Genomic DNA, 21,475 nt, shown 5'->3' on the forward strand with positions numbered 1-21,475 from the left:
CTCTCAGGCGAGGGGGCTGTCCAGCTTGCTTGACGGTCTCGGGAGGGGGGTGCTAGCTTGCCGATGACATCGTCGGAAAGCCGCCGCGAGGCATCGTAAGTGAAGTGGGCCGTAATCTCATCCTTGCAGCGCTGCTGACCGCCGTGTGTGCCGCCTGTGCCAGCGCCCCGCCGGTGCAGGAAATGAGCGATGCACGCCAGGCGATCCGTGCGGCCGAGAGTGCCCTCGGCCCGGGCTACGCGGTGCCGCTGCGCTCGGCCCGGGCGCTGCTCGAAAGGGCGCAGTTGCAACTCGAGGCCGGCGCCTATGCCGAAGCCCGCGAATACGCCATCGAAGCCCGCAAGGAGGCGCTGCGCGCCCGTGACCAGGCCGACAACCCGCAGTTGCGCCCCTGAGCGCCGCAGGCGGCGCGCCTGTGCCGCCATCGCGGCCGTGTGGCTGACATGGGCAGCGGCGGGGTTCGCCGCGCCGGTGGATGCCCGCCTGCCCACGCTCGACGGCACCGCGCTGGACTTCGCGCAGCAGCGGGGGCGCTGGCTGGTGCTGAACTTCTGGGCCACCTGGTGCGCGCCCTGCGTCGAGGAGATCCCCGAACTCGAAGCCTTCCACCGCGATCCGCGCCATGCCGACGTGGTGCTGGTGGGGGTCAACTTCGAGCCGGCAGCGCCTGAAGCCGTGCGCGCCTTCCTGCAACGCTTCGACGTGAGTTATCCGATCGCGCTGGCCGGCATCAAGCCGGTCCCCGGGCTGCCGCGCGTCAAGGGGTTGCCGACCACGCTGATCCTCGACCCCCGCGGCGAACTGGTGCGCACCTACGTCGGGCCGCTGACCGCGGCCGGTCTCGAATTCCTGCTCGCCGAACTGCGCGAGGCCGGGGCGCCTACCCCCCATCCCTGAGAGGACGATGCCGATGGCGACGATCTGCAGGCTCGCGCGGGTGCGCGGCCGCGTGCAAGGCGTGGCGTTCCGGGCCCATACGCGCGAACGGGCGCTGCAACTGGGGGTCGTGGGGCAGGCCCGCAATCTCGCCGACGGCAGCGTCGAGGTGCTCGCCTGCGGCGACGAGGCCGCCGTGCGCGCGCTGTGCGACTGGCTGCGTCAGGGGCCGCCCCGGGCGCGGGTCGATGCCGTCGAGGAGCAGGCGTTCGCGCTGCCGCCGGCCCTGCCGGACGATTTCGCGACCGGCTGAAGCATGGCGCGTTGCACGGCATTTGACTTATGCACAGTTCGCTGAACTGCTGCAGCACATACCATGGCCGCGCCCCGGAATCTTGCCTCGCCGTCCAACAGGTTGTTTTTAAAAGAGTTGATCAGGACGGCGCAATTCTTGGTCGAGGCCTGAAAGGGACTTCTGCAGCAAGGGCTTGGCGAATTTTCCACCGGGTTTTCCACAGGGATATCCCCGGGCTTTGTGGATAAACCCGAATCCGCCGGCGGATGAAGCACTTGGCCGGCGTGATCCGAGCCCGCGGCGGCTCACCCGGCAATACGCTCGCGGAGGAAGTCGAGCAGCCCGTCACGTCGCACCGGACGGCTCTCGGCGTCGCGGCGGCCCTTGTATTCGAGCTCGCCGGCCGCGAGGCCCTTGCTGCCGATGACGATGCGGTGCGGGATGCCGACGAGTTCCATGTCGGCGAACATCACCCCCGGACGGGCATCGCGGTCGTCGAGCAGCACCTCGATGCCCGCCGCCTGCAGTTCCGCGTACAGCGCCTCGGCCGCTTCGCGCACCTCCGGCGACTTGCCGGCGTTGATCGGCAGCAGGGCGACCTGGAACGGCGCCATCGCCTGCGGCCAGGCGATGCCGCGCTCGTCGTGGTTCTGCTCGATCGCCGCGGCGACGATGCGTGACACGCCGATGCCGTAGCAGCCCATGGTCATCACCTGGGTGCGGCCGGCCTCGTCGAGCACGGTCGCGTTCATCGCGGCGCTGTACTTGGTGCCCAGCTGGAAGATGTGGCCGACCTCGATGCCGCGCGCGATGCGCAGGCTGCCGTGGCCGTCGGGGCTGGGGTCGCCGGCGACGACCTTGCGCAGGTCGGTGACCGCGGCCTCGGCGAGATCGCGGCCCCAGTTCACGCCGGTGAAGTGGAAGCCGTCGGCGTTGGCGCCGCAGGCGAAGTCCGCGAGCACGGCGGCGGCACGGTCGATGAGCACCGGGCAGGCGAGGCCGAGCGGGCCGATCGAGCCCGCCTCGCAGCCGACCAGAGCCCGGATGGCCTGCGGGGAGGCGAAGGTCAGCGGCTGCGCGATCAGCGGATGCTTCTCGGCCTTGATCTCGTTCAGCGTATGGTCGCCGCGCAGGCACAGCGCGACCAGGCCGCCGTTGCTGCCCTGGACCAGCAGGGTCTTCAGGGTCTGCTCCAGCCCGACGCCGAGGAAGCGGGCGAGATCGTCCATGGTATGCACGCCCGGCGTGGCGCGCTTCGCCAGCGCCGCCGTCGCCGCCGGGCGCGTGGCGGGCGTCACCGCCTCGGCCAGTTCGACGTTCGCCGCGTAGTCGCTCACGGTCGAGAAGGCGATGTCGTCCTCGCCGGAATCGGCCAGCACGTGGAACTCGTGCGAGTGCGCGCCACCGATCGAGCCGGTGTCGGCGAGCACGGCGCGGAAGTCGAGCCCGAGGCGCGTGAAGATCGCCGAGTAGGCGCGGTACATGTCGTCGTAGGTCTTCTGCAGGCACGGCTGGTCGGCGTGGAAGGAGTAGGCGTCCTTCATGATGAACTCGCGGGCGCGCATCACGCCGAAGCGCGGCCGGACCTCATCACGGAACTTGGTCTGGATCTGGTAGTAGGCGAGCGGCAGCTGCCGGTAGCTCTTGATCTCGCGGCGCACCAGGTCGGTGACGACCTCCTCGTGCGTGGGACCGAACACGAAGTCGCGCTCGTGGCGGTCCTTCAGGCGCAGCAGTTCGGGGCCGTAGGCGTCCCAGCGCGTCGATTCCTGCCACAGCTCGGCCGGCTGCACCGCCGGCATCAGCAGCTCCAGGCAGCCGATGCGGTTCATCTCCTCGCGCACCACCGCCTCGACCTTGCGCAGCACCCGCAGGCCCAGCGGCATCCACGTATAGATGCCGGCGGCGATGCGGCGGATCAGGCCCGCCCGCAGCATCAACTGGTGGCTGACGATCTCGGCGTCGGTCGGGGTTTCCTTGACGGTGTTGAGCGGAAAGCGGGATACACGCATGACGGGCCTTCTGCGGTGGTCGGGCGGGAAAGCGGATGCGCCGCGCAGGTGCGGCGTGCGGGGCGCGAGTGTATCCGCGCGGTCGACGGGGCGTACAGCCGGCGCCTGCGGTGCTCAATCGCAGTAGTAGGCGGCGTCCTTGCGTGCCTGCTTCAGGGCCTGCTGGCGGGCGGCGGCGTCGAGCTCGGTGGCCTGGCCGCCGCTGGCGTCGAGCGCGGTGACGGGCTGGTCGCTTTCGAGCAGGGCGACGTTCTCGCGCGCGCGCCTGCAGGCCTCCTCGCGCGTCGCCGGCGCGGCCGCCTTGTCCGGCGCGGCCCGAGGCGGTTCGGCGGGAGGCGCCGGCGTCGGCGTCGGGGCCCGGGGGATGCTGAGCTCCTCGTAGGGCGCGCCGGGGGGCGGCGACGCCGAATAGTGGGTCCTGCCCGTCGCGTCCTGCCACTTGTAGACCCCCGCCTGTGCCAGCGGGGACAACAGCAGGAGCGGCAGTAGCCAGCGTGCCGACATGACGGTTCCTCCTTATCGTGGAGCGCGGGCGCGGTCCGCGTGCGCTTGACCTTTCGCCGACCAGCCTATAGCGTGCGCCGCTCAGTCTTTCGAGTCCCAAATCCAGCCACCCGCTGCACGTGGCTGGCGTGTCCGGCCCGCAAACCAGGCGGAATCCGACGCGAATCCTCACGATGGCCGTCGCGTCGCATGCAACGCCATCACCTACAAGTCCTGCCCGTGGAGGCCAGTGCTGTGGAATTGACCGGTGCCGAGATCGTCGTCCGTTGCCTCAAGGAAGAAGGAGTCGAAGTCCTCTTCGGCTACCCCGGAGGTGCGGTTCTCCATATTTATGATGCGCTGCATGTTCAGGACGAGGTCAAGCACGTCCTCGTGCGTCACGAGCAGGCCGCGGCGCACGCCGCCGACGGCTATGCGCGCGCCAGCGGCAAGCCGGGCGTGTGCCTGGTCACCTCGGGGCCGGGGCTGACCAATGCCGTCACCGGCATCGCCACCGCGTACATGGACTCGATCCCGATGGTGATCCTGTCCGGTCAGGTGCCGACCAAGCTGATCGGCAACGACGCCTTCCAGGAATGCGACTCGGTCGGCATCACGCGCCCGTGCGTGAAGCACAACTTCCTGGTGCGCGACGTCCGCGATCTGGCGGAGACGATCAAGAAGGCGTTCTACATCGCCACCACCGGCCGCCCCGGCCCGGTGCTCGTCGATCTGCCGAAGGATGTCACCGGCGCCCGCGCCGAGTTCGACTACCCGAAGAAGATCAAGATGCGCTCGTACAACCCCACGGTGAAGGGGCACAGCGGCCAGATCCGCAAGGCGACCGAGCTGCTGGCGCAGGCCAAGCGCGCGATGATCTACACCGGCGGCGGCGTGGTGCTGTCCGACGGCTCGAAGGAGCTGATCGAACTCACCCGCATGCTCGGCTTCCCGATCACCAACACGCTGATGGGGCTCGGCGCCTACCCGGCCACCGACCGCCAGTTCGTCGGCATGCTGGGCATGCACGGCACCTACGAATCGAACATGGCGATGCATCACTGCGACGTGCTGTTCGCGGTGGGTGCGCGCTTCGATGACCGCGTCACCGGCAACCTCGAGAAGTTCTGCCCGACCGCGCGCATCATCCACATCGACATCGACCCGTCGTCGATCTCGAAGAACGTGGCGGTGGAGATCCCGATCGTCGGCTCGGTGCCGAACGTGCTGCGCCAGATGATCACCATCCTCAAGGAGGAGGGCCTCGAGCCCGACCGCGAGGCGCTCGCGCGCTGGTGGCAGCAGATCGACGAATGGCGTGCGATCAAGTCGCTCGGCTATCGCAACAGCGACACCATCATCAAGCCGCAGTACGTGATCGAGCAGCTCTACCACGTGACCGACGGCCAGGCGATCGTCACCTCCGACGTCGGCCAGCACCAGATGTGGGCCGCGCAGTACTACCTGTTCGACCGGCCGCGGCAGTGGATCAACTCGGGCGGCCTGGGCACGATGGGCTTCGGCCTGCCGGCGGCGATGGGCGCGAAGCTGGCGTTCCCGGACGTCGACGTGGCCTGCGTGACGGGCGAGGGCAGCATCCAGATGATGCTGCAGGAGCTGTCGACGATGAAGCAGTACCACACGCCCGTGAAGATCGTGAACCTGAACAACCAGTACCTGGGCATGGTGCGGCAGTGGCAGGAGTTCTTCTACGAGAAGCGCTACTCGATGTCGTACATGGAGGCCCTGCCCGACTTCGTGAAGCTGGCCGAGGCCTACGGTCACGTCGGCATGAAGATCGAGCGGCCGGCGGATGTGGAGGGGGCGTTGCGTGAGGCCTTCGCGATGAAGGACCGCACCGTGTTTCTCGATTTCATGACCGACCCCGAAGAGAATGTCTTCCCGATGATCCCCTCGGGCGGTGGCCAGAACGAGATGCTCCTCGCCGGTCGCGACGCGATGAAGAACCGGCACGAAGAAGGGATGATCCTGGTGTAATCATGCGGCACATCATTTCGATCCTGCTGGAAAACGAATCGGGCGCGCTGTCCCGTGTGGCCGGCCTGTTCTCGGCGCGCGGCTACAACATCGAATCGCTGACCGTCGCCCCGACCGAGGACGCCTCGCTGTCGCGGCTCACGCTGGTCACCCGCGGCAACGACCAGATCATCGAGCAGATCGTCAAGCAGCTGAACAAGCTGGTGGACGTGGTCAAGCTCGTCGATCTCACCGAAGGGCCGCACATCGAGCGCGAACTGATGATGGCCAAGATCCGCGCCAGCGGCGAGTCGCGTGCCGAGATGTATCGCCTGGTGGAGATCTTCCGCGGCCACGTGCTCGACGTGACCGAGGGGACCTACACGGTCGAACTCACCGGCCCCGGTGACAAGCTCGATGCGTTCATCGCCACCGTCGGCGACGAGAGCATCGTCGAGGTCGTGCGCTCCGGGGTCACCGGCATCGCCCGCGGTCCCAAGGGCCTGCACGTCTGATCCGCACCGTCCATCGGGGCCGGTGCCTGTCGCCGGCCCGCCCTGCCACGCAAGGAAATTCCGCCTGATCATGAACATCTATTACGACAAAGACGCCGATCTCTCCCTCATCCAGGGCAAGACCGTGGCCATCATCGGCTACGGCTCCCAGGGCCATGCCCACGCCAACAACCTGAGCGAATCCGGCGTCAAGGTGGTGGTCGGCCTGCGCCAGGGCGGCGTGTCGTGGAACAAGGCCGTCAACGCCGGTCTGACCGTGAAGGACGTCGATGCGGCGGTCGAGGGGGCCGACGTCGTGATGATCCTGCTGCCGGACGAGAACATCGCCGAGGTCTACCGGCAGATCGCCGGCAAGATCAAGCAGGGTGCGGCGCTCGCCTTCGCCCACGGCTTCAACGTGCACTACAACCAGGTCGTGCCGCGTGCCGATCTCGACGTCTTCATGGTCGCCCCGAAGGCGCCCGGACATACCGTGCGCTCGACCTACAAGGCCGGCGGCGGCGTGCCGCACCTGATCGCCGTGTACCAGGACAAGTCCGGTGCCGCGCGCGACATCGCGCTGTCGTATGCGGTGGCCAACGGGGGCGGCAAGGCCGGCATCATCGAGACCACCTTCCGCGAGGAGACCGAAACCGACCTGTTCGGCGAGCAGGCGGTGCTCTGCGGCGGCGCGGTCGAGCTGATCAAGACCGGCTTCGAGACCCTGGTCGAGGCGGGCTACGCGCCCGAGATGGCCTACTTCGAGTGCCTGCACGAACTGAAGCTGATCGTCGACCTGATCTACGAGGGCGGCATCGGCAACATGAACTACTCGATCTCGAACAACGCCGAGTACGGCGAATACGTCACCGGGCCGCGCGTGATCGGCGACGAGGCCCGTGCAGCGATGCGCAGGTGCCTGCACGACATCCAGACCGGCGAGTACGCGAAGAGCTTCATCCTCGAGAACCGTGCCGGTGCGCCGACGCTGAATTCGCGCCGCCGCCTGACGGCCGAACACGAGATCGAGATCGTCGGTGAGAAGCTGCGCGCGATGATGCCCTGGATCAAGGCCAACCGCCTGGTCGACACCACGAAGAACTGAGCTGTCCGTTCCTCGGTGCCTTCGGGGGCCGGTGCTTAAACTGGAGGGGCCCGGCGGGCCCCTTTTGCATTGCGGGGGAGGGCTGCCGTCCGTACTGGCGGGCCATCGCCGAAACTGGGTATAAGAGCGCTCCCGCGGGACTTGCGGGCTCACAACGATAACCAGCAATCCGAATGATCCCACGACCGTGCGCATGGGGTTTGCATATGGATGATGTCTTCAGAAAGCGTCTGGCCTTGTGTCCCAACCTGCCGTCGCTGCCGGGAGTGGCGATGCGGGTCATCGAGCTGGGGCGAGACCCTGACGTCGGCATCGCCGACATCACCCAGGTGGTGTCGATGGACCCGGCACTGGCCGCAAAGCTGCTGAAAATCGCCAATTCCCCGATGTACGCCCAGCGGCGGCGGGTCGACAACCTGCGCCAGGCGCTGATGCTGCTCGGCCTCAACGCCGCGATGACGCTTGCGCTCAGCTTCTCGCTGGTGGGGTCGCTGGCGGGGGGGCCGGCGAGCGGCATGGACTACCCGCGCTACTGGCGGCGTTCACTGATCACGGCCCTCGCCTCCCGGGTGATCGGCAAGTCGATGGGGCTTCGCCGCCTCGAAGAGCTTTTCCTCGCCGGCCTGCTGCAGGACATCGGCATGTCGGTCCTCGACGTCGCGCTGCGGGGCGAGTATGCCGCGGTCCTCGCGCAAGGGACGCAGCACGACGCCCTCGTGCGTGCCGAGGCGGGCGCCTTCGGCGCGGATCATGCCGAGGTCGGTGCCTGGATCATGGAACAGTGGGGAATGCCGGACTATCTGCAGGCCGCCGCCCGCAACAGCCATGCGACCGAGCGCAGCGCCGTGGTGTGCGGCGATGACGGCGACGACGACGACGACGACGACGCGACGTTCTGCGCCTGCGTGGCGCTCGCGAGCTGGCTGGCCGAAATGTGGGTGGTGGAATCGCGCGACGAGATCACGGCGCGTATCGGCTGCCATGCCAAGGCCCTGCTCGGACTCGAAGCCGAGCGCCTGCACGAGATCATCGACGAGGTCGGAACCCTGATGCCCGAGGCGTCCTCGGTGTTCGAGATCGAACTCGTCGACAGCATGCGGGTGGCCGCGGTGCTCGATCATGCCCGCGAAGTGCTGATGGTGCGCAACCTGCAGATCATCCACGAAGCGGCGGAAGCCCGGGTGCAGGCCGAGCGCATGGAGGAGCGCGCGCGCGTCGCCGAGGAGCGCAGTCGCCGGGATGCGCTGACCGGGGCTTACAACCGCGCCTTCCTCGAAGACAGCCTGGCGCGCGAGTTCGAACTGGCGACCGAGCGCGGCTGGCCGCTGTCGATCGCCTTCATCGACCTCGATCACTTCAAGCGGATCAACGACACCTGGGGCCACCAGGCGGGCGACGAGATCCTGCGCCGCGTCGTCGAGTTGCTCACCCGTTTCGTGCGCAAGGGCGACATCGTCGCCCGCTACGGCGGCGAGGAGTTCGTGCTCGTGCTGCCCGGGGCGCGGCAGTCGGCGGCCTGCGCGATGATGGACCGGCTGCGCTCGACCATCGCCGCGCAGCCCCACGAACTGGATGACGGCCAGAAGGTGACGGTCACCATCTCGGCGGGCATCGCCACCCATATGGAGAACGGGGTCGCGTGCGTCGACGTATCCTATCTGGTGCGCAATGCCGACCGTGCCGTCTACACCGCCAAGCGCAACGGCCGCAACCGTGTCGAGGTCTACTCGGCCGACGCGTGAGTCCGGAGATCAGCCGCCCGGCGTCCACCACCACGAGGCCGGGTGGTGGTGGACGGCGACCCCGACGATGTAGGTGACCGTCAACAGCGCGGCGACGAACGCCGCCGCTCGCGTCGCCTTGCTGCGCCCCCGCTTCAGCGCGATGGCGCCCAGCACGATGTAGGCCAGCAGGCCGGCGAGCTTGGCGGTAAGCCACGACTGCGCAAAGGGGTACTGGCCGAGCACGAGGGTCAGGGCAATCGCGCTGGCGAGCAGTACCGTATCGACGACATGCGGCAGGATACGGACCCAGCGGTCCTGGAGCCGTGGCGAATCGGCGAGCATCCAGATTCCGCGCAGCGTGAACAGGGCGATGCTGATCACGACGGCCGTGATGTGGATGTGGCGTAAGGCGAGATAGCTCATCGGCGTCGTATCGCGCCTGCCGGTCGATGGACCGGCAGGCGCCGGTTGCAGCGGCGCGCTAGCGCCGGGGATGGCGATGGCGTGCACGCATCGGCGGGAGGGATAGGGGTGTCAGTCGACCGCGACGGCAACCTGCGTGCCGTGCTCGAGCGCATTCTGGACACGCTCGAACTCGCTCCACAGGCCGGTGGGCAGGCGCTCGTCGAACTTCTCGAAGTAGCTGCGGATGTCCTCCAGTTCCGCATTCCAGCGCTGCGCGTCGACGGCCAGCAGCGCGTCGAGCGTCGCGACGTCGACGTCGAGGTGCTGGGTGTTCAGATCCTGCGAACGCGGCAGGAGCCCGATCGGGGTTTCCACGGCCTCGGCACGCCCCGCGCAGCGTTCGAGGATCCATTGCAGCACGCGCAGGTTTTCACCGAAACCGGGCCACAGGAAGCGACCACTGTCGTCCTGGCGGAACCAGTTGACGTGGAAGATCTTCGGCAGGCGATCGGAACGCTCGGCGAAGGACAGCCAGTGCTCCCAGTAGTCGCCGAAGTTGTAACCGCAGAAAGGCTGCATCGCCATCGGATCGCGGCGTACCACGCCGACGGCGCCGGTCGCCGCGGCGGTGGTTTCGGACGCCACCGAGGCGCCGACGAGCACGCCGTGGCGCCAGTCGCGCGCCTGGAATACGAGCGGTGCGAGTTCCTTGCGGCGACCGCCGAAGATGATCGCCGAGATCGGCACACCCTGGGCGTCCTCGGCGCGCGGCGAGTAGCTCGCGCACTGCCGCATCGACACGGTGAAGCGGGAGTTCGGATGCGCGGCCGGCAGGCCGGAGACCGCATCGTAAGGCTGGCCGCGCCAGTCGAAGGCCGGCACTTCTTTCGACTTGCCTTCCCACCACGGCTGATCGTCGGCGGTCAGCGCGACATTGGTGAAGATGCAGTCGTGGTCCAGCATGTTCAATGCGGTGGGATTGGTCTTCGGTCCGGTCCCGGGCGCCACGCCGAAGGCGCCCGCCTCCGGGTTGATGGCCCACAGGCGGCCGTCTTCTCCGAGATGCATCCAGGCGATGTCGTCACCGATGGTCCACACCTTCCAGCCGGGCATCGACGCCGGCGGGATCAGCATCGCCAGGTTGGTCTTGCCGCAGGCGCTCGGGAATGCCGCGGCCACGTAGTGGGTTTCGCCGCGCGGGTTCTGGATGCCGACGATCAGCATGTGCTCGGCGAGCCAGCCTTCGTCGCGCGCCTGCCAGGAGCCCAGGCGCAGGGCATGGCACTTCTTGCCGAGCAGCGCGTTGCCGCCATAACCCGAGCCGATCGACTTGATCGTCAGTTCCTCGGGGAAATGCATGATGAAACGCCGTTCCGGGTTGAGGTCGCCGGTCGAGTGCAGGCCCTTGACGAAGGTGCCCTCGCGCTCGATGCGTGCCAGCGCGGCCTTCCCCATGCGCGTCATGATGCGCATGTTGGCCACCACGTAGGCGCTGTCGGTGATTTCCACGCCGCAGCGGGCGAGCGGCGAGTCGATCGGCCCCATGCAGTAGGGCACCACGTAGAGCGTGCGTCCCTGCATGCAGCCGGCGAACAGGGCGTCGATCTTCGCGTGCGCCTCGGCGGGCGGAATCCAGTTGTTGTTCGGCCCGGCGTCCTCGCGCTGCTCGGTGCAGATGAAGGTCAGGTGCTCGGTACGGGCGACGTCGGTGGGGTGGGAGCGATGCAGGTAGCAATTAGGATGGGTTTCGGCATTCAGCGCGAGCAGTTCACCGCTCTGCACCATCGCTTGGACCAGCTCGGCATATTCCTCTGCGGAGCCATCACACCAGTGGATACGATCGGGCCGGGTCAGGCGCGCAACCTCATCTACCCAGGACTGCAGGGTTGCGTTGTTTGTCGTCATCGGCATGTAACTCCTCAGGAAAATGATGGGTAATGCCGCCTGCGGGGTTGGCGCCCCGTCTTCGTTGTGTTGGTCAACACTCGCGACTATGGCGCGCCATCTTAGCGGCCGGGGCGGACTGCGCCAACCCGGCAGTCGTGCTTGCCGCTGGCCTGTGAAGCCGTATACTCACGCGCCTCCGCGCCGGAGTGGCGGAATGGTAGACGCAGCTGACTCAAAATCAGCCGACGCAAGTCGTGGGGGTTCGAGTCCCTTCTCCGGCACCACGCAGATTCAAGGGCTTACCGTTCGCGGTAGGCCCTTTGTCACTTCTAGTGTCAACCAAGTGTCAACGCGGCTACAGGGTTGAGGCGGACCGCTTCGCGGAGATGGTCGGGGGCGAAGTGGGCGTAACGCATTGTTACAGTGACAGTGGAGTGGCCAAGGATGCGCTGCAGGACAAGGAGGTTGCCGCCCTGCTGCATGAAGTGGCTGGCGAAGGTGTGGCGCAGGACGTGGGTAAGCTGCCCAGCAGGAAGGCAGATGCCGGCGCGCTCGATGCCTGTACGGAAGGCATGGTAGCTCGGACGAAACAAGCGACCGACACGGCGCTTGCCGCGGATGAGGTCGGCGAGGCCCTGAGCGATCGGGACGGATCGGGAGCGGCCGGACTTGGTGCCGAGCCCGTGGAAAGTGACGAGCTCGCCGGTAACGTCCTCGGCGCGAAGCCGTTCAGCCTCGGACCAGCGGGCGCCGGTGGCGAGGCAGAGAAGGACGATTCGACGCACGTCGCCTTCCAGGACGGCTAGCAGATGCTCAATCTGTTCGGCGCTGAGGTAAGCCAGTTCATGTTGCCGTTCACGGATAAGGCGCAGGCCCTGCATGGGGTTCGGGGCGGTCCAGTGACCAAGACGGGCAAGCTCGCCGAAGAGCGCACGCATGTAGGCGTGTTCACGGTTGAGACTGGCGTCTTTGAGCCCATCGGCTCTGCGCTGGGCGCGATAGATGACGAACTGTTCGCGGGCAAAGTCGGAGGCGATGGGGTCGCCCATAGCCTGCACACAGCGCAACAGGGCATCACACCGGCGCTTGCCGTCACGCAGTTGGACGCCGTGGCCTTCGTACCAGAGGCGGACGAGTTCGGAGAGCCGGCGCTTGTCCTGGCGCGGTGGCATCCAGTCGGGCGCACGGTCAACCTGGGCACGCATGTAGCGTTCCCAGCGCTGAGCCTCGGCCCGGGTGTCGAAGGTCTTGCGGTAGCGCTTGGAGCCTCGGCCGCCGGGCTGAATGTCGGCGAGCCAACCCTTGTCAGTGCGCTTGATGGTCATGCTATGAGCCGCTATGAGCCAGGCGCTACGCGGCCTTGCCGATGAGGCGCCTACTTTCGAGGGTTTCGCGGAAGCGCTCGATGAGGTCCTCTTGATCTAGATCCCGTTCGGCGTAGTAGCGCTTGAGCTCGGGCCAGATGCTCAGCCCCTTGAGCTGCTGGAGGAAAAAAAAGGGGTCGACACTGCTGCGGGCGACGACGGAGGCGAGGTTGCCGACGACGTTGGCGAGGTTGCGCCCGATGGCGGCAACGGACTCTTTACGGACGCGGCAGAGGGCAAGACCTTCGGGCGGGGTGATCCACTGCGGATCGTCGCGCAGAAGCTGCCAGATCGGGGCGATGTGGTCCTTGGCGGTCTCAAGGCGGTTGTGGTCGAGGGCGTAGCGCCAGAAGTCGGCAAGCAGGGGGGCGGCTTGGGCGTAGGTGACGCATTCACGGGTCTGGGATCGGGCAAGCTCGGCGGTGACCTGGTGGTGAAACCGCATTTCGAGACGGAAGACGGGGGCCTCTGGCTGGTGGTCGCCGAAGGTGTAGCCGGACCACACGCTGTTCCAGTAGTCGATCTTGTCGAGCTTGGTGGCGAGCAGATCCTTGCGGTAGAGGCAGGTTTGGAGGCTGGCGGCGCTGCCGAAGAGCCAGGTTTCGCCGCGGCCGTAGGTGGCAGCGGCTTGGTTCAGATCGAAGTCACACGCGCTGATGCCGCTGTAGTTGGAGAATCGACGGGCGCGGGTGACGAATCGACGTTCGAGGTCCTGCGGCGGGGTCCAGCCTTGGACATCGACGGCCAGGTGCACGGCGACACCGGACGGGCGGTAGTCGTGCAGGAGGTAATGGGCGACGCGATCGACCCAGGCCTGAAGCTGCTCGGGGCTGCGCGCGGCGATGAAGTGAGGCGACATCTCGATCTTGAGATGTGCGCCGGATTGCTCGAACAGGGCGTAGTAGCTGCCGAGCAGGATGACGACGCCGAGCTCGTTGTTCTGGAAGCGCCAACGGTAGCCGCTGGCCTTGCCAAGCTTGCCGGTTGCCCAGGTGTGGCCCCAGAGCCGGACGGTGCTGCCCGGCTCGATGCGCTCGAGCCAAGCGCCGATGTCGGCCTGCACGGCGCCGGTATAGAGCTGGCGCACGGTATCGACGCCGACCCAGCAGACCTGGACGGCGCTGAGGTCGACCAGGTGGCCACTCTGCTCGGCGAAGATCCGCCCGGCGGGATCGACCACGTTGCGGGCGAGAGACGAAACCGAAAACCGCAAAGAGTCTTTCATGATGCGTTTTGAACCTCTATTGAGCCCACGGGGGGCTGTAGAGCAGACGTGTTACAGGGGCGTCAGCCCCATCTGTAGATTCCGGCGCGTCCCGCATGCCGCAGCCTCCTACTCCTCCTCGATCGGCCGCCAGGGTGCGTGGGGCGGGGCGCCGGGGGGAGCCTTCCTCCAGTCGACCACTCCGCGACGCCTTCCAGTCGGCGACGTTTCACAGGCTCCACTTTGCTTTCCTTCCAGGCTGCTGCGTTCTTCTCCCTGCGAGAAGGCCCCCCCCGGCGCCCCGCCTGATCCACGCACCCCGCTTGCCGCCCGCGTTCGTCGCTTGTCGGCCGCTTCGCAGCACTTTCAGGTGTTCAAGGAGGGAGCACGCCCTACCCCTGATTCGGCAGGACGACACGAGGCCGGTCGAGCTGCTGCGAATGACGATCGAGCGCGGCCGGAGGAGAGCCCACACGCGACGGACGATCAGCGCCCGCTTTCGACTCTTTGGCATCGCCCCTACTCGGATTGAGCTTGCCGAAATCAGGAGCTTCCGGAATCGACTGTTCGTCGCGCCCGCTGTAGTGCGTGATAAGTTCACCCTCAACGATGCAGCGGGTTTCGCCGTAGCCGTTCTGGGTGCAATCGCGCAGACGATCGAGCACGCGCGTATAGCGACCGTCGTAGAGAATCACTTGCTCGTCATGCGGTCCGAATATCCCGGCAATACGCCAGCGCGTAGAGAGCGCAGGAGACGCTTCTTTGCGAGCAGGAGCCAGGACCGGAACCGACACCGGCACCGCTGCGAGCGGCTGCGCCGCCAGATGCTGGACCGGAGCGGCTGCTACCGGCTGCGGCACCCCCTCAACAGCCCCACCCTTGAAGAAATGGCGCAGATTGAGCGATGCCCATACCGCGCCAACCAGAGCAGCCGGAATAACAAGCCAGAAAATCGGACGACGCCAGATCGAAGCCTTAACGCCCTGTAGCTCTTCTTTGCCGTGACCTTCGCCTTTAGTCTGGCTTTTATAGTACTGATAAACCGCAGAATCGTATTTCTTGAAATAGCTTTGAACCAATTGGCGCTTAGGAGCCCGATCGACTCCGACAGGACCCGAAAAAACTTCGAGACGAAAACGATCGGGCGTGCCGAGAGCGGATAGCTTCGTGGTGACGTAAGTACGTTCGACGAGCACGCGAACCCATCCGGCAATCTGCGATAAATCCTGACAAATCAGGACGACCTCAGTCGTCCAATCGCCCGCTGTACGATGACCGTGCTCAGCCAGGAACGAGCGAAATGCCATCGGCGCAACGTTGGACTTCTGCCCACTCGGAAAAAGGCGCCAGCACTCATCAATGATCAGGATGGAACCCGGCTCGACCTGCTCAATACTTTCAGGATCGCGCAGCCATTCCCCCGCATCAAACCAACTCACGGAGGCCGTCGGAAATCGCGACCTGATGACATCCATCATTAACGGGATATTGCACCAGACAGAGCGCCCCTTTTCGAGAGCCGGCAATAGCACATGCTCGATGCAGGAGTAACTTTTGCCAGACCTCGGTTTACCGCAGAAGGAGACAATGGACATGACCGCTATCCGATGAAAGGCAGACGGCGAATGATGAAGCGCAGACCGTAGGCACTGGCGACGACGGAAATTCCGAAACCAATCTGGGCGAAGCCGAGAAACCACCAGATGTACGACGTGATCTGACCGAAGGCGGCACCGACGCCGGCGCCGGTAAAGGATTGACAGGTGCCGCAGAGGCCGAAGACGGTTTCGAGAGCGCCCGCAACCGCACTGAGAAGCCCCGAGAGGACCCAGACGGCAAACGACTCCAAGGCACCCGAAAGCCACTCCGCAAATTGCGTCAACATAAACCCCCCTTACGCACTCAGGACGATTACGAGGCCGAGCACGAGCCAAAGCGCATGAAAGACCGGCGAGAGCATGGACGTCACCGTTTCCATCAATTCGCAATGGACATCCGTGCTAATCGTTTCGCTAAACAACTCAATAGATATGGGCGGACATTGACCAGAGCCGCCGATATTGCCGATCGAGAAGGCGGCACCGATGATCGGCAGCGCGGCGAGACGAGCCTTAAAAGTGTCGAGCACCGATGCAATGGTTTCGGTTTGCGGCTGCTCCGAATTTTCGAATTCGAGCTTGTCCCGAATGTCCTGCAGGGTATTTTCACGAGCGTAATCATCGGGAATTTCCACAGGATTCGGCGAGGGATTAGAGGAGCTTTCAGAACTCGGCGTCGCTTCCGGAGACATCTTTGTTTCCGTACTCGATGAGCCATCCGCATTCAGCGTGAATTCCTGCTGACCTGCCGTAATCGTGCAGCCCGAGCTATTGCATTTAACCTCGGTCATCGGCTTGGTTGTTACTGTCGTCGTTTGCTGAGTGCCATTAGCCGCCGTCGTCGTTTTAGTGGCGACATACTGAGTGCCAAAGAGCCTTTTAACATCTTGATCGTACAAATAGTTACCAGGAGCCCATTTGCCATTTTGCTTGAGCCACACCATCACGGCCTCGGCATTGGATTGCGCCCAATTAGTAATTGCGCCCTGAATATCAGTATCAGTTACAGGAGATGGAGCCCCATAAACACAATTGCCACCCTGACTGTTATAGCCAGGCGGACAACCAGGAACGGAATAAAGCGTCGCCGATTGCCCGTAATACCAGTTATATGGACCGTCATTGCCTATTTTATAGACATAGCTACACTGCCAAGAACTCGGCAACGTACCCGTACAACTCCAACTTAAAACAGTCTGACCAGACCAATTGCATAGATAGCCACTCGCGCAGGCCCCGCCCGCGGCACTAGGCGAACTGCCGGACGACAGATAAATACAATTTCCATTTCGACAATACTGATAATAGGTGCCCGTCTGAGGAAATGATGGATGCGAATTACCACCCGACGGTTTAACTAACTGCCCCTGCTGATCATAAAACCAATCCAGACTACCGCCGGCGATCAACGCCGTCGCCAACAGTGGACTAGTACGCGCCAAAATAACACCCGCCGTTTTAATAACAGCAGGAGCCATCTTTGCAACCTGCTCAATTGTCGCAGCAGGGTATCCAGCACGCGGCGATACCGTCTGCGACCGCGTTGTACTGATGCCGTCTGTCGCGCTGTAGCCGACGTTGCGCTGTACGAGCGTTTCCCAACTTGAATCGGTCGACGAGATGTAGCTTGTGGTTTTATCCGCGACCGAGGCATTAGCCGCAGCAGCAGACAACGCAAGGATCAGGACAGCCAGAAACCGCCGAATCATGGCGATCACCGCAGCGCAGCAAAGGCGCAGCCAGCGCCAAGACAGTAAAGTGTCCAGTACCAGATTTCGGCGCCCATTTATTCACCCCCGATTCCAAAGAAAAGGGGGCCGCGTGACGGCCCCCCGATGATCACCGCCAGCCGATCAGCGCTTGATGAAACCGAGGATGACACGGGCGCCGTAGCTGGCGATCGCCGGGACCGCCTTGAGCGCCGCAACGGCGAGAATGGCCGTCGTGACGCCGGTCAGGATGACCGACTCGGTGAGCGACGAGAAATCCGGACCGTCGGCGAGCGCGAGCGGACCGAAGGTGGCACCGGCACCGGCGAGCGCCGCGACGAGCGCCACACGGGCATTGGCGAGACGGGAAACGGACTTGTTCATGATGAACTCCTATTGATTGATGCGGGGAAAGATTGAGACGAGAACCTGCCGGCATCCCCACGCTACCAGCAAGACGAGACCAATAGAGCCGAACCCAGCAGCGAAGTATTCAGCGCCGATAGCGGGCGAGAACGGCGTTAATTCGCAGTCAGACCAGGAGGCCGAAAGTACGACGTCCGAGCCGCTGACAATATCGTGAAACGTACAGACCTGAGCACCGCCACTGTCGACACAGCCGTTGCAGCTAATGCCATTTCCGGCGGCACCCGAGCACCAGGATTCGGCCTGAGCATGAACATCATCGAAACACTGCGCACCGTAGCGATAGCCCATGATCAATACGCCTACGGCTACGGCTTGGGCGCCGGATTAGCCGGCGGCTGGTTACCGGGCTGCGGGTTCGGCTGCGATTTGGGATTCGCGGGGTTGAGACTGAGAACGAAGAGGGCGAGCTTGCCCTGTGCTCCGGCCCGCAGTTCGACTTCGGCCTGAAAGTCGCCGGGCATGGGCATGCCGCGGCAGGCGTCGACGAGGGCGTAGGGACACGGAACCTTCATGACGTGGGCCCCAACGGTGTTGGGGTCGCCCTCGGCGGGGCTCATGACGTAGGCGGAGGCGCCTTCGCTGCCGTCGACGCTGTAGCGCTTGATGCCGAGGACGTGGAAGTTCATGAGTTGACGCATGGTTTATCTCCTGCCGGTTGAACTACGTTTCTCGGCGCTGTATCCACTCGCCCAGTGTTTGGCGAGTGCGGATTGCCGATTCAGATACGGGTTGTCACAGGGCTTGCAGCCTTCGCGATAGGCTTCGCGGCCTTCCTTGATGGCGGCAATGACGTCATCCAGACGCTTAAGACATTGCTGAACAGTGCTCATGTAGCGGCTCCTTCGGACCGGGCTTCTACGGGCTGCGCTTCGCTCCGGCCCTGCGGGCTTCCCCTCCGAATCCCTGCCGCCTGCGCGCTCCGCTTGCGAAAGACAAGACAAAGACGCTCCCTCGGGCTCTGGCTCAAGGACAGGGGCCAATCCCCTGCCCTCTCGCCGACGCCGCTGGTCGAGCCCCAAGGCTCGGCCAGGCGCGGCCCTATGCCGTCAAGCGGCGCGCTCGCAAGCTCCCGCGCGGCTTGACGGCGGGCCGCGCCTGGCCGGCCTCTGGGCGCGACCGACGGCGACGGCGAGAGGACAGGGGATTTAGGCGGCATGGGTGGGACCCACCCCGGGGGCGGAGGCGGTGCCGTTCTGGCGCGCGGCGCGCTGGTCGGCAATCCATCGGGTGAGCAATTGCGTCGCCAATGTGCGGCCATTCGACATGCCGGATTCCATCGCGCGCTTTTCGAAATAGAGCCAATCATCTGGGGATAAGTCGGCCCGGACTTCGCGGGTGACGGGTTTGGTGGCCATGAGTTTCACCAGTTAGAGGGACATGCCGGCACACCAGCGGGAGGGACCGCGGGCCACTCGGCGGGAGTACCAGGAGGGACGGACGACAGGGGCCGGGATCGGGTCGACATCGCCGGCGAGCGTGAGCTGCACGGGGGCGACAGGGACGGCGGAAACGACACGGACGACGGGAGCAACGGGAGCGGGCTGACGGTCGAGCTCGGCGAGAAGCTCGGCATTCCACTTGCGCAACTCGGCACGAGCACTGCGAGCCATCTGCAGGTCAAAACGCACCGCTTGTCGATACATGGCCTTAATCGGAGGCAAAACAGCCTGGCGATACTTGCGGAAATTCTTGGCAGCCGACGCAACCCAGTACGAATAGGAAGACTCGTCTTTGGCAATGAACTTCTGAAGCAATTCGATGTTCGTCATTTCCCCGCCTCCGCGCATTCCTTCATCAACAAGACAAGATTGATCAGACGGTGACGACCCACTTTCAGAGTCGGGACATAACCGCGATCGATCCAGTTATCGAGAACGCCAAGCTCAATGCCGCTCAACTCGGAAAAGCGTTCCTTGTGCATCACCGGGACAAAGGCCGTCATGCCTTGCGGCATAGCGGGGGCTTGTGGTTCCATTCCTTCCATCTTTGAGCCTCTTTGTGCATCAGCAACATCACATGATGTATGTTATACATCAAGAGATGCTCGACATCAAGCGATGTAGGAACTTTTTTTGACCGACTACAGCAACAAGCTCCGAGCGATCCGAGAAGCCGAAGGGCTGACGCAAAGCGCGTTCGCCGAGGCGGCAGGACTCAACGCCCGCAGCTACCAGAACGCAGAGAACGGCTTTCGAAGCCCCGGGCTTGCAATGATCGAAGCCGTTGCACGCCGATGGCCGCAATACGCCCGATGGCTGCTGACTGACGAGACAAGACCGGATCACGGCGACGTGAGCCCGGAACAGGAGCGGGCGCGCAGGGACTCGGCGAGGGACGGCACGCACGTCGCCTAGCCGCGGAGGTCGCACGCCGATGGAAGGGTAGGGATGCCCGGTAACGGGATGTAGCCGAGGAGAAAACCGATGGGAATCGAAGATCGCGAGTACTACCGCGAGGAGATCAAACGCAAAACGCGGGCCGAGCGCGAAAGATCGTACTACTACCCATCGGTGAAGGAAGACCACTCACCCGACTGGCCACAGGGCCTGAGCAGAATCCCAGGCACACGACGACGTGTATCGCGATGGCTATACGGCGGATCACTGGCGGTCGCCCTCACCCTCGGCGGCAAGGCACTACTCGCAGCGATAGGCATGAACCACCTGCCAGTACCGCAGATCGGCACGCCAAAGCAGGCACCACAACAACAGCCGACCCAGCAGCCGGAACGGCCCCCAACACGGACAGTGATGATGTCAGAAATGACGATTCCAACCCCGCCACCACCGACCGCAACGCGACCGACAACACCACCCGCATCGAGCACGCCGGGACCGGTGCAAACACTCTCGAGCACACCACGCCGGACCCTGCAGGCCTGCATGGCGCCCGGCTCGAACGAGGTCAACGCCAAGGTGCTCGCGTGCATGAACGGTCAGTAGCGTCAACGAAGTGTCAACGCCACTGACGCACGATGACGCCCCTAGATGCGCAAGAAACGCTCAAGCTCTTGATAGTGCACGCATCGACACTTATAAGATGCGCAACAACGCGGACTCAAAATCAGCCGACGCAAGTCGTGGGGGTTCGAGTCCCTTCTCCGGCACCACGCAGATTCAAGGGCTTACCGTTCGCGGTAGGCCCTTTGTCGTTTCTGGTGTCGACGCAGTCGCGGCATCGAGGCGGGCGGTTCCGCGCAGAATGGCCGGAGGCGGAAGGGGCGTAACGCATTGTTACGGCCATGGCGAAATGTCCAGGCCTGCGCTCATGGAGGCGGCCGGCGCGATCGGGACGGATCGGGTACCGGGGCCGAAGGGCGATGCGCCGCCCGTTGCCGCCAGCAGGCTGACGGCAGCGGGTTTCTCCCGCACCACTACACAACATCCCCGGGGGGGCCGGATCGAAGCGCCCGAAATCCGGAGTGGCCTTCAGTCCCACCGCGGCGCGATGCCCGCGGGATCGGCCAGGCGCTCGTTGCGGTCGAGGGCGGCGATCGCGGCCATGTCCGCGTCGCCCAGGACCAGTTCCAGTGCCTTCAGGTTGCCTGCCAGGTTCGCGCGGCGGGTCGACGAGGGGATAACCGAGTAGCCCTGCCGCAGCGCCCAGGCCAGCGCGACCTGCGCGGGGGTGGCGTCGTGCTGCGCGGCAATGGCCTGCAGCAGCGGGTCCTGCAGCACCTTGCCGTAGGCCAGGGTCATGTACGAGGTGATGTGGATGCCCTGCGCGCGGGCGTAGTCGGCGAGCGTGCGGTTCGGCAGGTAAGGGCTGAGTTCGACCGGGTTGGTGGCGATGGCGTCGCGGCCGATGCTGAGGCGGCGATCGCCACGCCGATGTCGGCCTCGTTGGCGTAGATCTGCGCGGTGTCGATCGCGCGGTAGCCGACGTCGAGCGCATCGCGCACCGAGTCGATCAC

General features: G+C 64.9%; 25 protein-coding genes, 1 tRNA gene and 1 pseudogene. 10 read left to right on the forward strand and 17 right to left on the reverse strand.

Features of this window, described 5'->3' with window-relative positions:
* The first annotated feature begins 182 nt into the window (after nt 1-182).
* From EV699_RS10285 to yccX, 3 genes are read left to right on the forward strand one after another with little or no spacing between them, the layout of a single operon-like run.
* Nucleotides 183-395 (forward strand): DUF4398 domain-containing protein, encoded by a 213-nt coding sequence (locus EV699_RS10285; protein ID WP_132542313.1) that lies wholly within the window; start codon nt 183-185, stop codon nt 393-395.
* Between the two features lie 37 nt (nt 396-432).
* On the forward strand, nt 433-897 hold the full coding sequence (locus EV699_RS10290) for a TlpA disulfide reductase family protein (RefSeq protein ID WP_165904092.1): 465 nt from the start codon (nt 433-435) through the stop codon (nt 895-897).
* A gap of 13 nt (nt 898-910) precedes the next feature.
* Entirely contained in the window at nt 911-1,189 is a 279-nt protein-coding gene (gene yccX, locus EV699_RS10295) for an acylphosphatase (RefSeq protein WP_132542317.1), read from the forward strand.
* A gap of 287 nt (nt 1,190-1,476) precedes the next feature.
* Here the strand turns inward: yccX and EV699_RS10300 are convergent, their stop codons facing one another.
* Nucleotides 1,477-3,183 carry a proline--tRNA ligase gene (locus EV699_RS10300; RefSeq protein WP_132542319.1) on the reverse strand — a complete coding sequence of 569 codons (1,707 nt, stop codon included), beginning with the start codon at nt 3,181-3,183 and terminating at the stop codon, nt 1,477-1,479.
* Between the two features lie 114 nt (nt 3,184-3,297).
* Complete coding sequence (locus tag EV699_RS10305; protein WP_132542327.1) at nt 3,298-3,687, reverse strand: DUF4124 domain-containing protein; 390 nt, start codon at nt 3,685-3,687, stop codon at nt 3,298-3,300.
* 189 nt (nt 3,688-3,876) lie between these two features.
* On the opposite strand from EV699_RS10305, the gene EV699_RS10310 reads away from it, so the two are divergent.
* From EV699_RS10310 to EV699_RS10325, 4 genes are all read left to right on the forward strand, one after another.
* Nucleotides 3,877-5,664, forward strand: a complete 1,788-nt coding sequence (locus EV699_RS10310) for an acetolactate synthase 3 large subunit (RefSeq protein WP_132542329.1) — start codon at nt 3,877-3,879, stop codon at nt 5,662-5,664.
* Between the two features lie 2 nt (nt 5,665-5,666).
* Complete coding sequence (gene ilvN, locus EV699_RS10315) at nt 5,667-6,158, forward strand: acetolactate synthase small subunit (protein ID WP_132542331.1); 492 nt, start codon at nt 5,667-5,669, stop codon at nt 6,156-6,158.
* Between the two features lie 70 nt (nt 6,159-6,228).
* Complete coding sequence (ilvC, locus tag EV699_RS10320) at nt 6,229-7,242, forward strand: ketol-acid reductoisomerase (protein WP_132542333.1); 1,014 nt, start codon at nt 6,229-6,231, stop codon at nt 7,240-7,242.
* A gap of 173 nt (nt 7,243-7,415) precedes the next feature.
* Nucleotides 7,416-8,984 (forward strand): sensor domain-containing diguanylate cyclase, encoded by a 1,569-nt coding sequence (locus tag EV699_RS10325; protein WP_132542335.1) that lies wholly within the window; start codon nt 7,416-7,418, stop codon nt 8,982-8,984.
* Between the two features lie 9 nt (nt 8,985-8,993).
* Here EV699_RS10325 and EV699_RS10330 read toward each other — a convergent pair whose 3' ends face one another.
* Nucleotides 8,994-9,389, reverse strand: coding sequence for a SirB2 family protein (locus EV699_RS10330; RefSeq protein ID WP_132542337.1), 396 nt, complete (start codon nt 9,387-9,389; stop codon nt 8,994-8,996).
* Nucleotides 9,390-9,500: 111 nt separating this feature from the next.
* On the reverse strand, nt 9,501-11,276 hold the full coding sequence (locus tag EV699_RS10335; protein WP_132542339.1) for a phosphoenolpyruvate carboxykinase (GTP): 1,776 nt from the start codon (nt 11,274-11,276) through the stop codon (nt 9,501-9,503).
* 182 nt (nt 11,277-11,458) lie between these two features.
* Here EV699_RS10335 and EV699_RS10340 point away from each other — a divergent pair.
* Nucleotides 11,459-11,542 (forward strand) — tRNA-Leu (locus tag EV699_RS10340).
* Between the two features lie 51 nt (nt 11,543-11,593).
* Here EV699_RS10340 and EV699_RS10345 read toward each other — a convergent pair.
* The 12 genes from EV699_RS10345 to EV699_RS10400 form a co-directional block, all read right to left on the reverse strand.
* Nucleotides 11,594-12,583 (reverse strand): phage integrase, encoded by a 990-nt coding sequence (locus tag EV699_RS10345; RefSeq protein WP_132542341.1) that lies wholly within the window; start codon nt 12,581-12,583, stop codon nt 11,594-11,596.
* 25 nt (nt 12,584-12,608) lie between these two features.
* Nucleotides 12,609-13,847 carry a hypothetical protein gene (locus tag EV699_RS10350; protein ID WP_132542343.1) on the reverse strand — a complete coding sequence of 413 codons (1,239 nt, stop codon included), beginning with the start codon at nt 13,845-13,847 and terminating at the stop codon, nt 12,609-12,611.
* 371 nt (nt 13,848-14,218) lie between these two features.
* Nucleotides 14,219-15,421, reverse strand: coding sequence for a zonular occludens toxin domain-containing protein (locus EV699_RS10355; RefSeq protein WP_132542345.1), 1,203 nt, complete (start codon nt 15,419-15,421; stop codon nt 14,219-14,221).
* Nucleotides 15,422-15,426: 5 nt separating this feature from the next.
* Entirely contained in the window at nt 15,427-15,711 is a 285-nt protein-coding gene (locus EV699_RS10360) for a hypothetical protein (RefSeq protein ID WP_132542347.1), read from the reverse strand.
* A 9-nt stretch (nt 15,712-15,720) separates the two neighbouring features.
* A complete protein-coding gene (locus EV699_RS10365) occupies nt 15,721-17,142 on the reverse strand; it encodes a hypothetical protein (protein WP_132542349.1) in 1,422 nt (473 codons plus the stop codon).
* A gap of 135 nt (nt 17,143-17,277) precedes the next feature.
* Complete coding sequence (locus EV699_RS10370; RefSeq protein ID WP_132542351.1) at nt 17,278-17,517, reverse strand: hypothetical protein; 240 nt, start codon at nt 17,515-17,517, stop codon at nt 17,278-17,280.
* 9 nt (nt 17,518-17,526) lie between these two features.
* Complete coding sequence (locus EV699_RS10375; RefSeq protein ID WP_132542353.1) at nt 17,527-17,850, reverse strand: hypothetical protein; 324 nt, start codon at nt 17,848-17,850, stop codon at nt 17,527-17,529.
* Between the two features lie 17 nt (nt 17,851-17,867).
* A complete protein-coding gene (locus EV699_RS10380; RefSeq protein ID WP_132542355.1) occupies nt 17,868-18,200 on the reverse strand; it encodes a hypothetical protein in 333 nt (110 codons plus the stop codon).
* Nucleotides 18,201-18,203: 3 nt separating this feature from the next.
* Nucleotides 18,204-18,392, reverse strand: coding sequence for a ribosome modulation factor (locus EV699_RS10385; RefSeq protein WP_132542357.1), 189 nt, complete (start codon nt 18,390-18,392; stop codon nt 18,204-18,206).
* A 315-nt stretch (nt 18,393-18,707) separates the two neighbouring features.
* Entirely contained in the window at nt 18,708-18,917 is a 210-nt protein-coding gene (locus tag EV699_RS10390) for a hypothetical protein (protein WP_132542359.1), read from the reverse strand.
* 12 nt (nt 18,918-18,929) lie between these two features.
* Nucleotides 18,930-19,331, reverse strand: coding sequence for a hypothetical protein (locus EV699_RS10395; protein ID WP_132542361.1), 402 nt, complete (start codon nt 19,329-19,331; stop codon nt 18,930-18,932).
* Nucleotides 19,328-19,546, reverse strand: a complete 219-nt coding sequence (locus EV699_RS10400) for a hypothetical protein (RefSeq protein WP_243662625.1) — start codon at nt 19,544-19,546, stop codon at nt 19,328-19,330. Before EV699_RS10400 ends, EV699_RS10395 begins: the two co-directional genes overlap by 4 nt.
* A gap of 88 nt (nt 19,547-19,634) precedes the next feature.
* Between EV699_RS10400 and EV699_RS10405 the strand changes: the two genes are divergently transcribed.
* Both EV699_RS10405 and EV699_RS10410 read left to right on the forward strand, forming a co-directional pair.
* Nucleotides 19,635-19,916 carry a helix-turn-helix transcriptional regulator gene (locus tag EV699_RS10405; RefSeq protein WP_132542363.1) on the forward strand — a complete coding sequence of 94 codons (282 nt, stop codon included), beginning with the start codon at nt 19,635-19,637 and terminating at the stop codon, nt 19,914-19,916.
* Between the two features lie 69 nt (nt 19,917-19,985).
* Nucleotides 19,986-20,504: a hypothetical protein gene (locus EV699_RS10410; RefSeq protein ID WP_132542365.1), complete on the forward strand. Its 519-nt coding sequence runs from the start codon at nt 19,986-19,988 to the stop codon at nt 20,502-20,504.
* Nucleotides 20,505-20,990: 486 nt separating this feature from the next.
* Here the strand turns inward: EV699_RS10410 and EV699_RS10415 are convergent.
* A pseudogene (locus EV699_RS10415) lies at nt 20,991-21,475 on the reverse strand (aldo/keto reductase).

The organism is Plasticicumulans lactativorans (assembly GCF_004341245.1).
GTDB lineage: Bacteria > Pseudomonadota > Gammaproteobacteria > Competibacterales > Competibacteraceae > Plasticicumulans_A > Plasticicumulans_A lactativorans.

Bases quoted from the DNA above. Each gene is read 5' to 3' on its own strand.
- EV699_RS10285 (WP_132542313.1), top strand. From the start codon at position 183: ATGAGCGATGCACGCCAGGCGATCCGTGCGGCCGAGAGTGCCCTCGGC.
- yccX (WP_132542317.1), top strand. From the start codon at position 911: ATGGCGACGATCTGCAGGCTCGCGCGGGTGCGCGGCCGCGTGCAAGGC.
- EV699_RS10300 (WP_132542319.1), bottom strand. From the start codon at position 3,183: ATGCGTGTATCCCGCTTTCCGCTCAACACCGTCAAGGAAACCCCGACC.
- EV699_RS10305 (WP_132542327.1), bottom strand. From the start codon at position 3,687: ATGTCGGCACGCTGGCTACTGCCGCTCCTGCTGTTGTCCCCGCTGGCA.
- EV699_RS10310 (WP_132542329.1), top strand. From the start codon at position 3,877: ATGCAACGCCATCACCTACAAGTCCTGCCCGTGGAGGCCAGTGCTGTG.
- ilvN (WP_132542331.1), top strand. From the start codon at position 5,667: ATGCGGCACATCATTTCGATCCTGCTGGAAAACGAATCGGGCGCGCTG.
- ilvC (WP_132542333.1), top strand. From the start codon at position 6,229: ATGAACATCTATTACGACAAAGACGCCGATCTCTCCCTCATCCAGGGC.
- EV699_RS10325 (WP_132542335.1), top strand. From the start codon at position 7,416: ATGATCCCACGACCGTGCGCATGGGGTTTGCATATGGATGATGTCTTC.
- EV699_RS10330 (WP_132542337.1), bottom strand. From the start codon at position 9,389: ATGAGCTATCTCGCCTTACGCCACATCCACATCACGGCCGTCGTGATC.
- EV699_RS10335 (WP_132542339.1), bottom strand. From the start codon at position 11,276: ATGACGACAAACAACGCAACCCTGCAGTCCTGGGTAGATGAGGTTGCG.
- EV699_RS10345 (WP_132542341.1), bottom strand. From the start codon at position 12,583: ATGACCATCAAGCGCACTGACAAGGGTTGGCTCGCCGACATTCAGCCC.
- EV699_RS10350 (WP_132542343.1), bottom strand. From the start codon at position 13,847: ATGAAAGACTCTTTGCGGTTTTCGGTTTCGTCTCTCGCCCGCAACGTG.
- EV699_RS10355 (WP_132542345.1), bottom strand. From the start codon at position 15,421: ATGTCCATTGTCTCCTTCTGCGGTAAACCGAGGTCTGGCAAAAGTTAC.
- EV699_RS10360 (WP_132542347.1), bottom strand. From the start codon at position 15,711: ATGTTGACGCAATTTGCGGAGTGGCTTTCGGGTGCCTTGGAGTCGTTT.
- EV699_RS10370 (WP_132542351.1), bottom strand. From the start codon at position 17,517: ATGAACAAGTCCGTTTCCCGTCTCGCCAATGCCCGTGTGGCGCTCGTC.
- EV699_RS10375 (WP_132542353.1), bottom strand. From the start codon at position 17,850: ATGGGCTATCGCTACGGTGCGCAGTGTTTCGATGATGTTCATGCTCAG.
- EV699_RS10380 (WP_132542355.1), bottom strand. From the start codon at position 18,200: ATGCGTCAACTCATGAACTTCCACGTCCTCGGCATCAAGCGCTACAGC.
- EV699_RS10385 (WP_132542357.1), bottom strand. From the start codon at position 18,392: ATGAGCACTGTTCAGCAATGTCTTAAGCGTCTGGATGACGTCATTGCC.
- EV699_RS10390 (WP_132542359.1), bottom strand. From the start codon at position 18,917: ATGGCCACCAAACCCGTCACCCGCGAAGTCCGGGCCGACTTATCCCCA.
- EV699_RS10395 (WP_132542361.1), bottom strand. From the start codon at position 19,331: ATGACGAACATCGAATTGCTTCAGAAGTTCATTGCCAAAGACGAGTCT.
- EV699_RS10400 (WP_243662625.1), bottom strand. From the start codon at position 19,546: ATGGAAGGAATGGAACCACAAGCCCCCGCTATGCCGCAAGGCATGACG.
- EV699_RS10410 (WP_132542365.1), top strand. From the start codon at position 19,986: ATGGGAATCGAAGATCGCGAGTACTACCGCGAGGAGATCAAACGCAAA.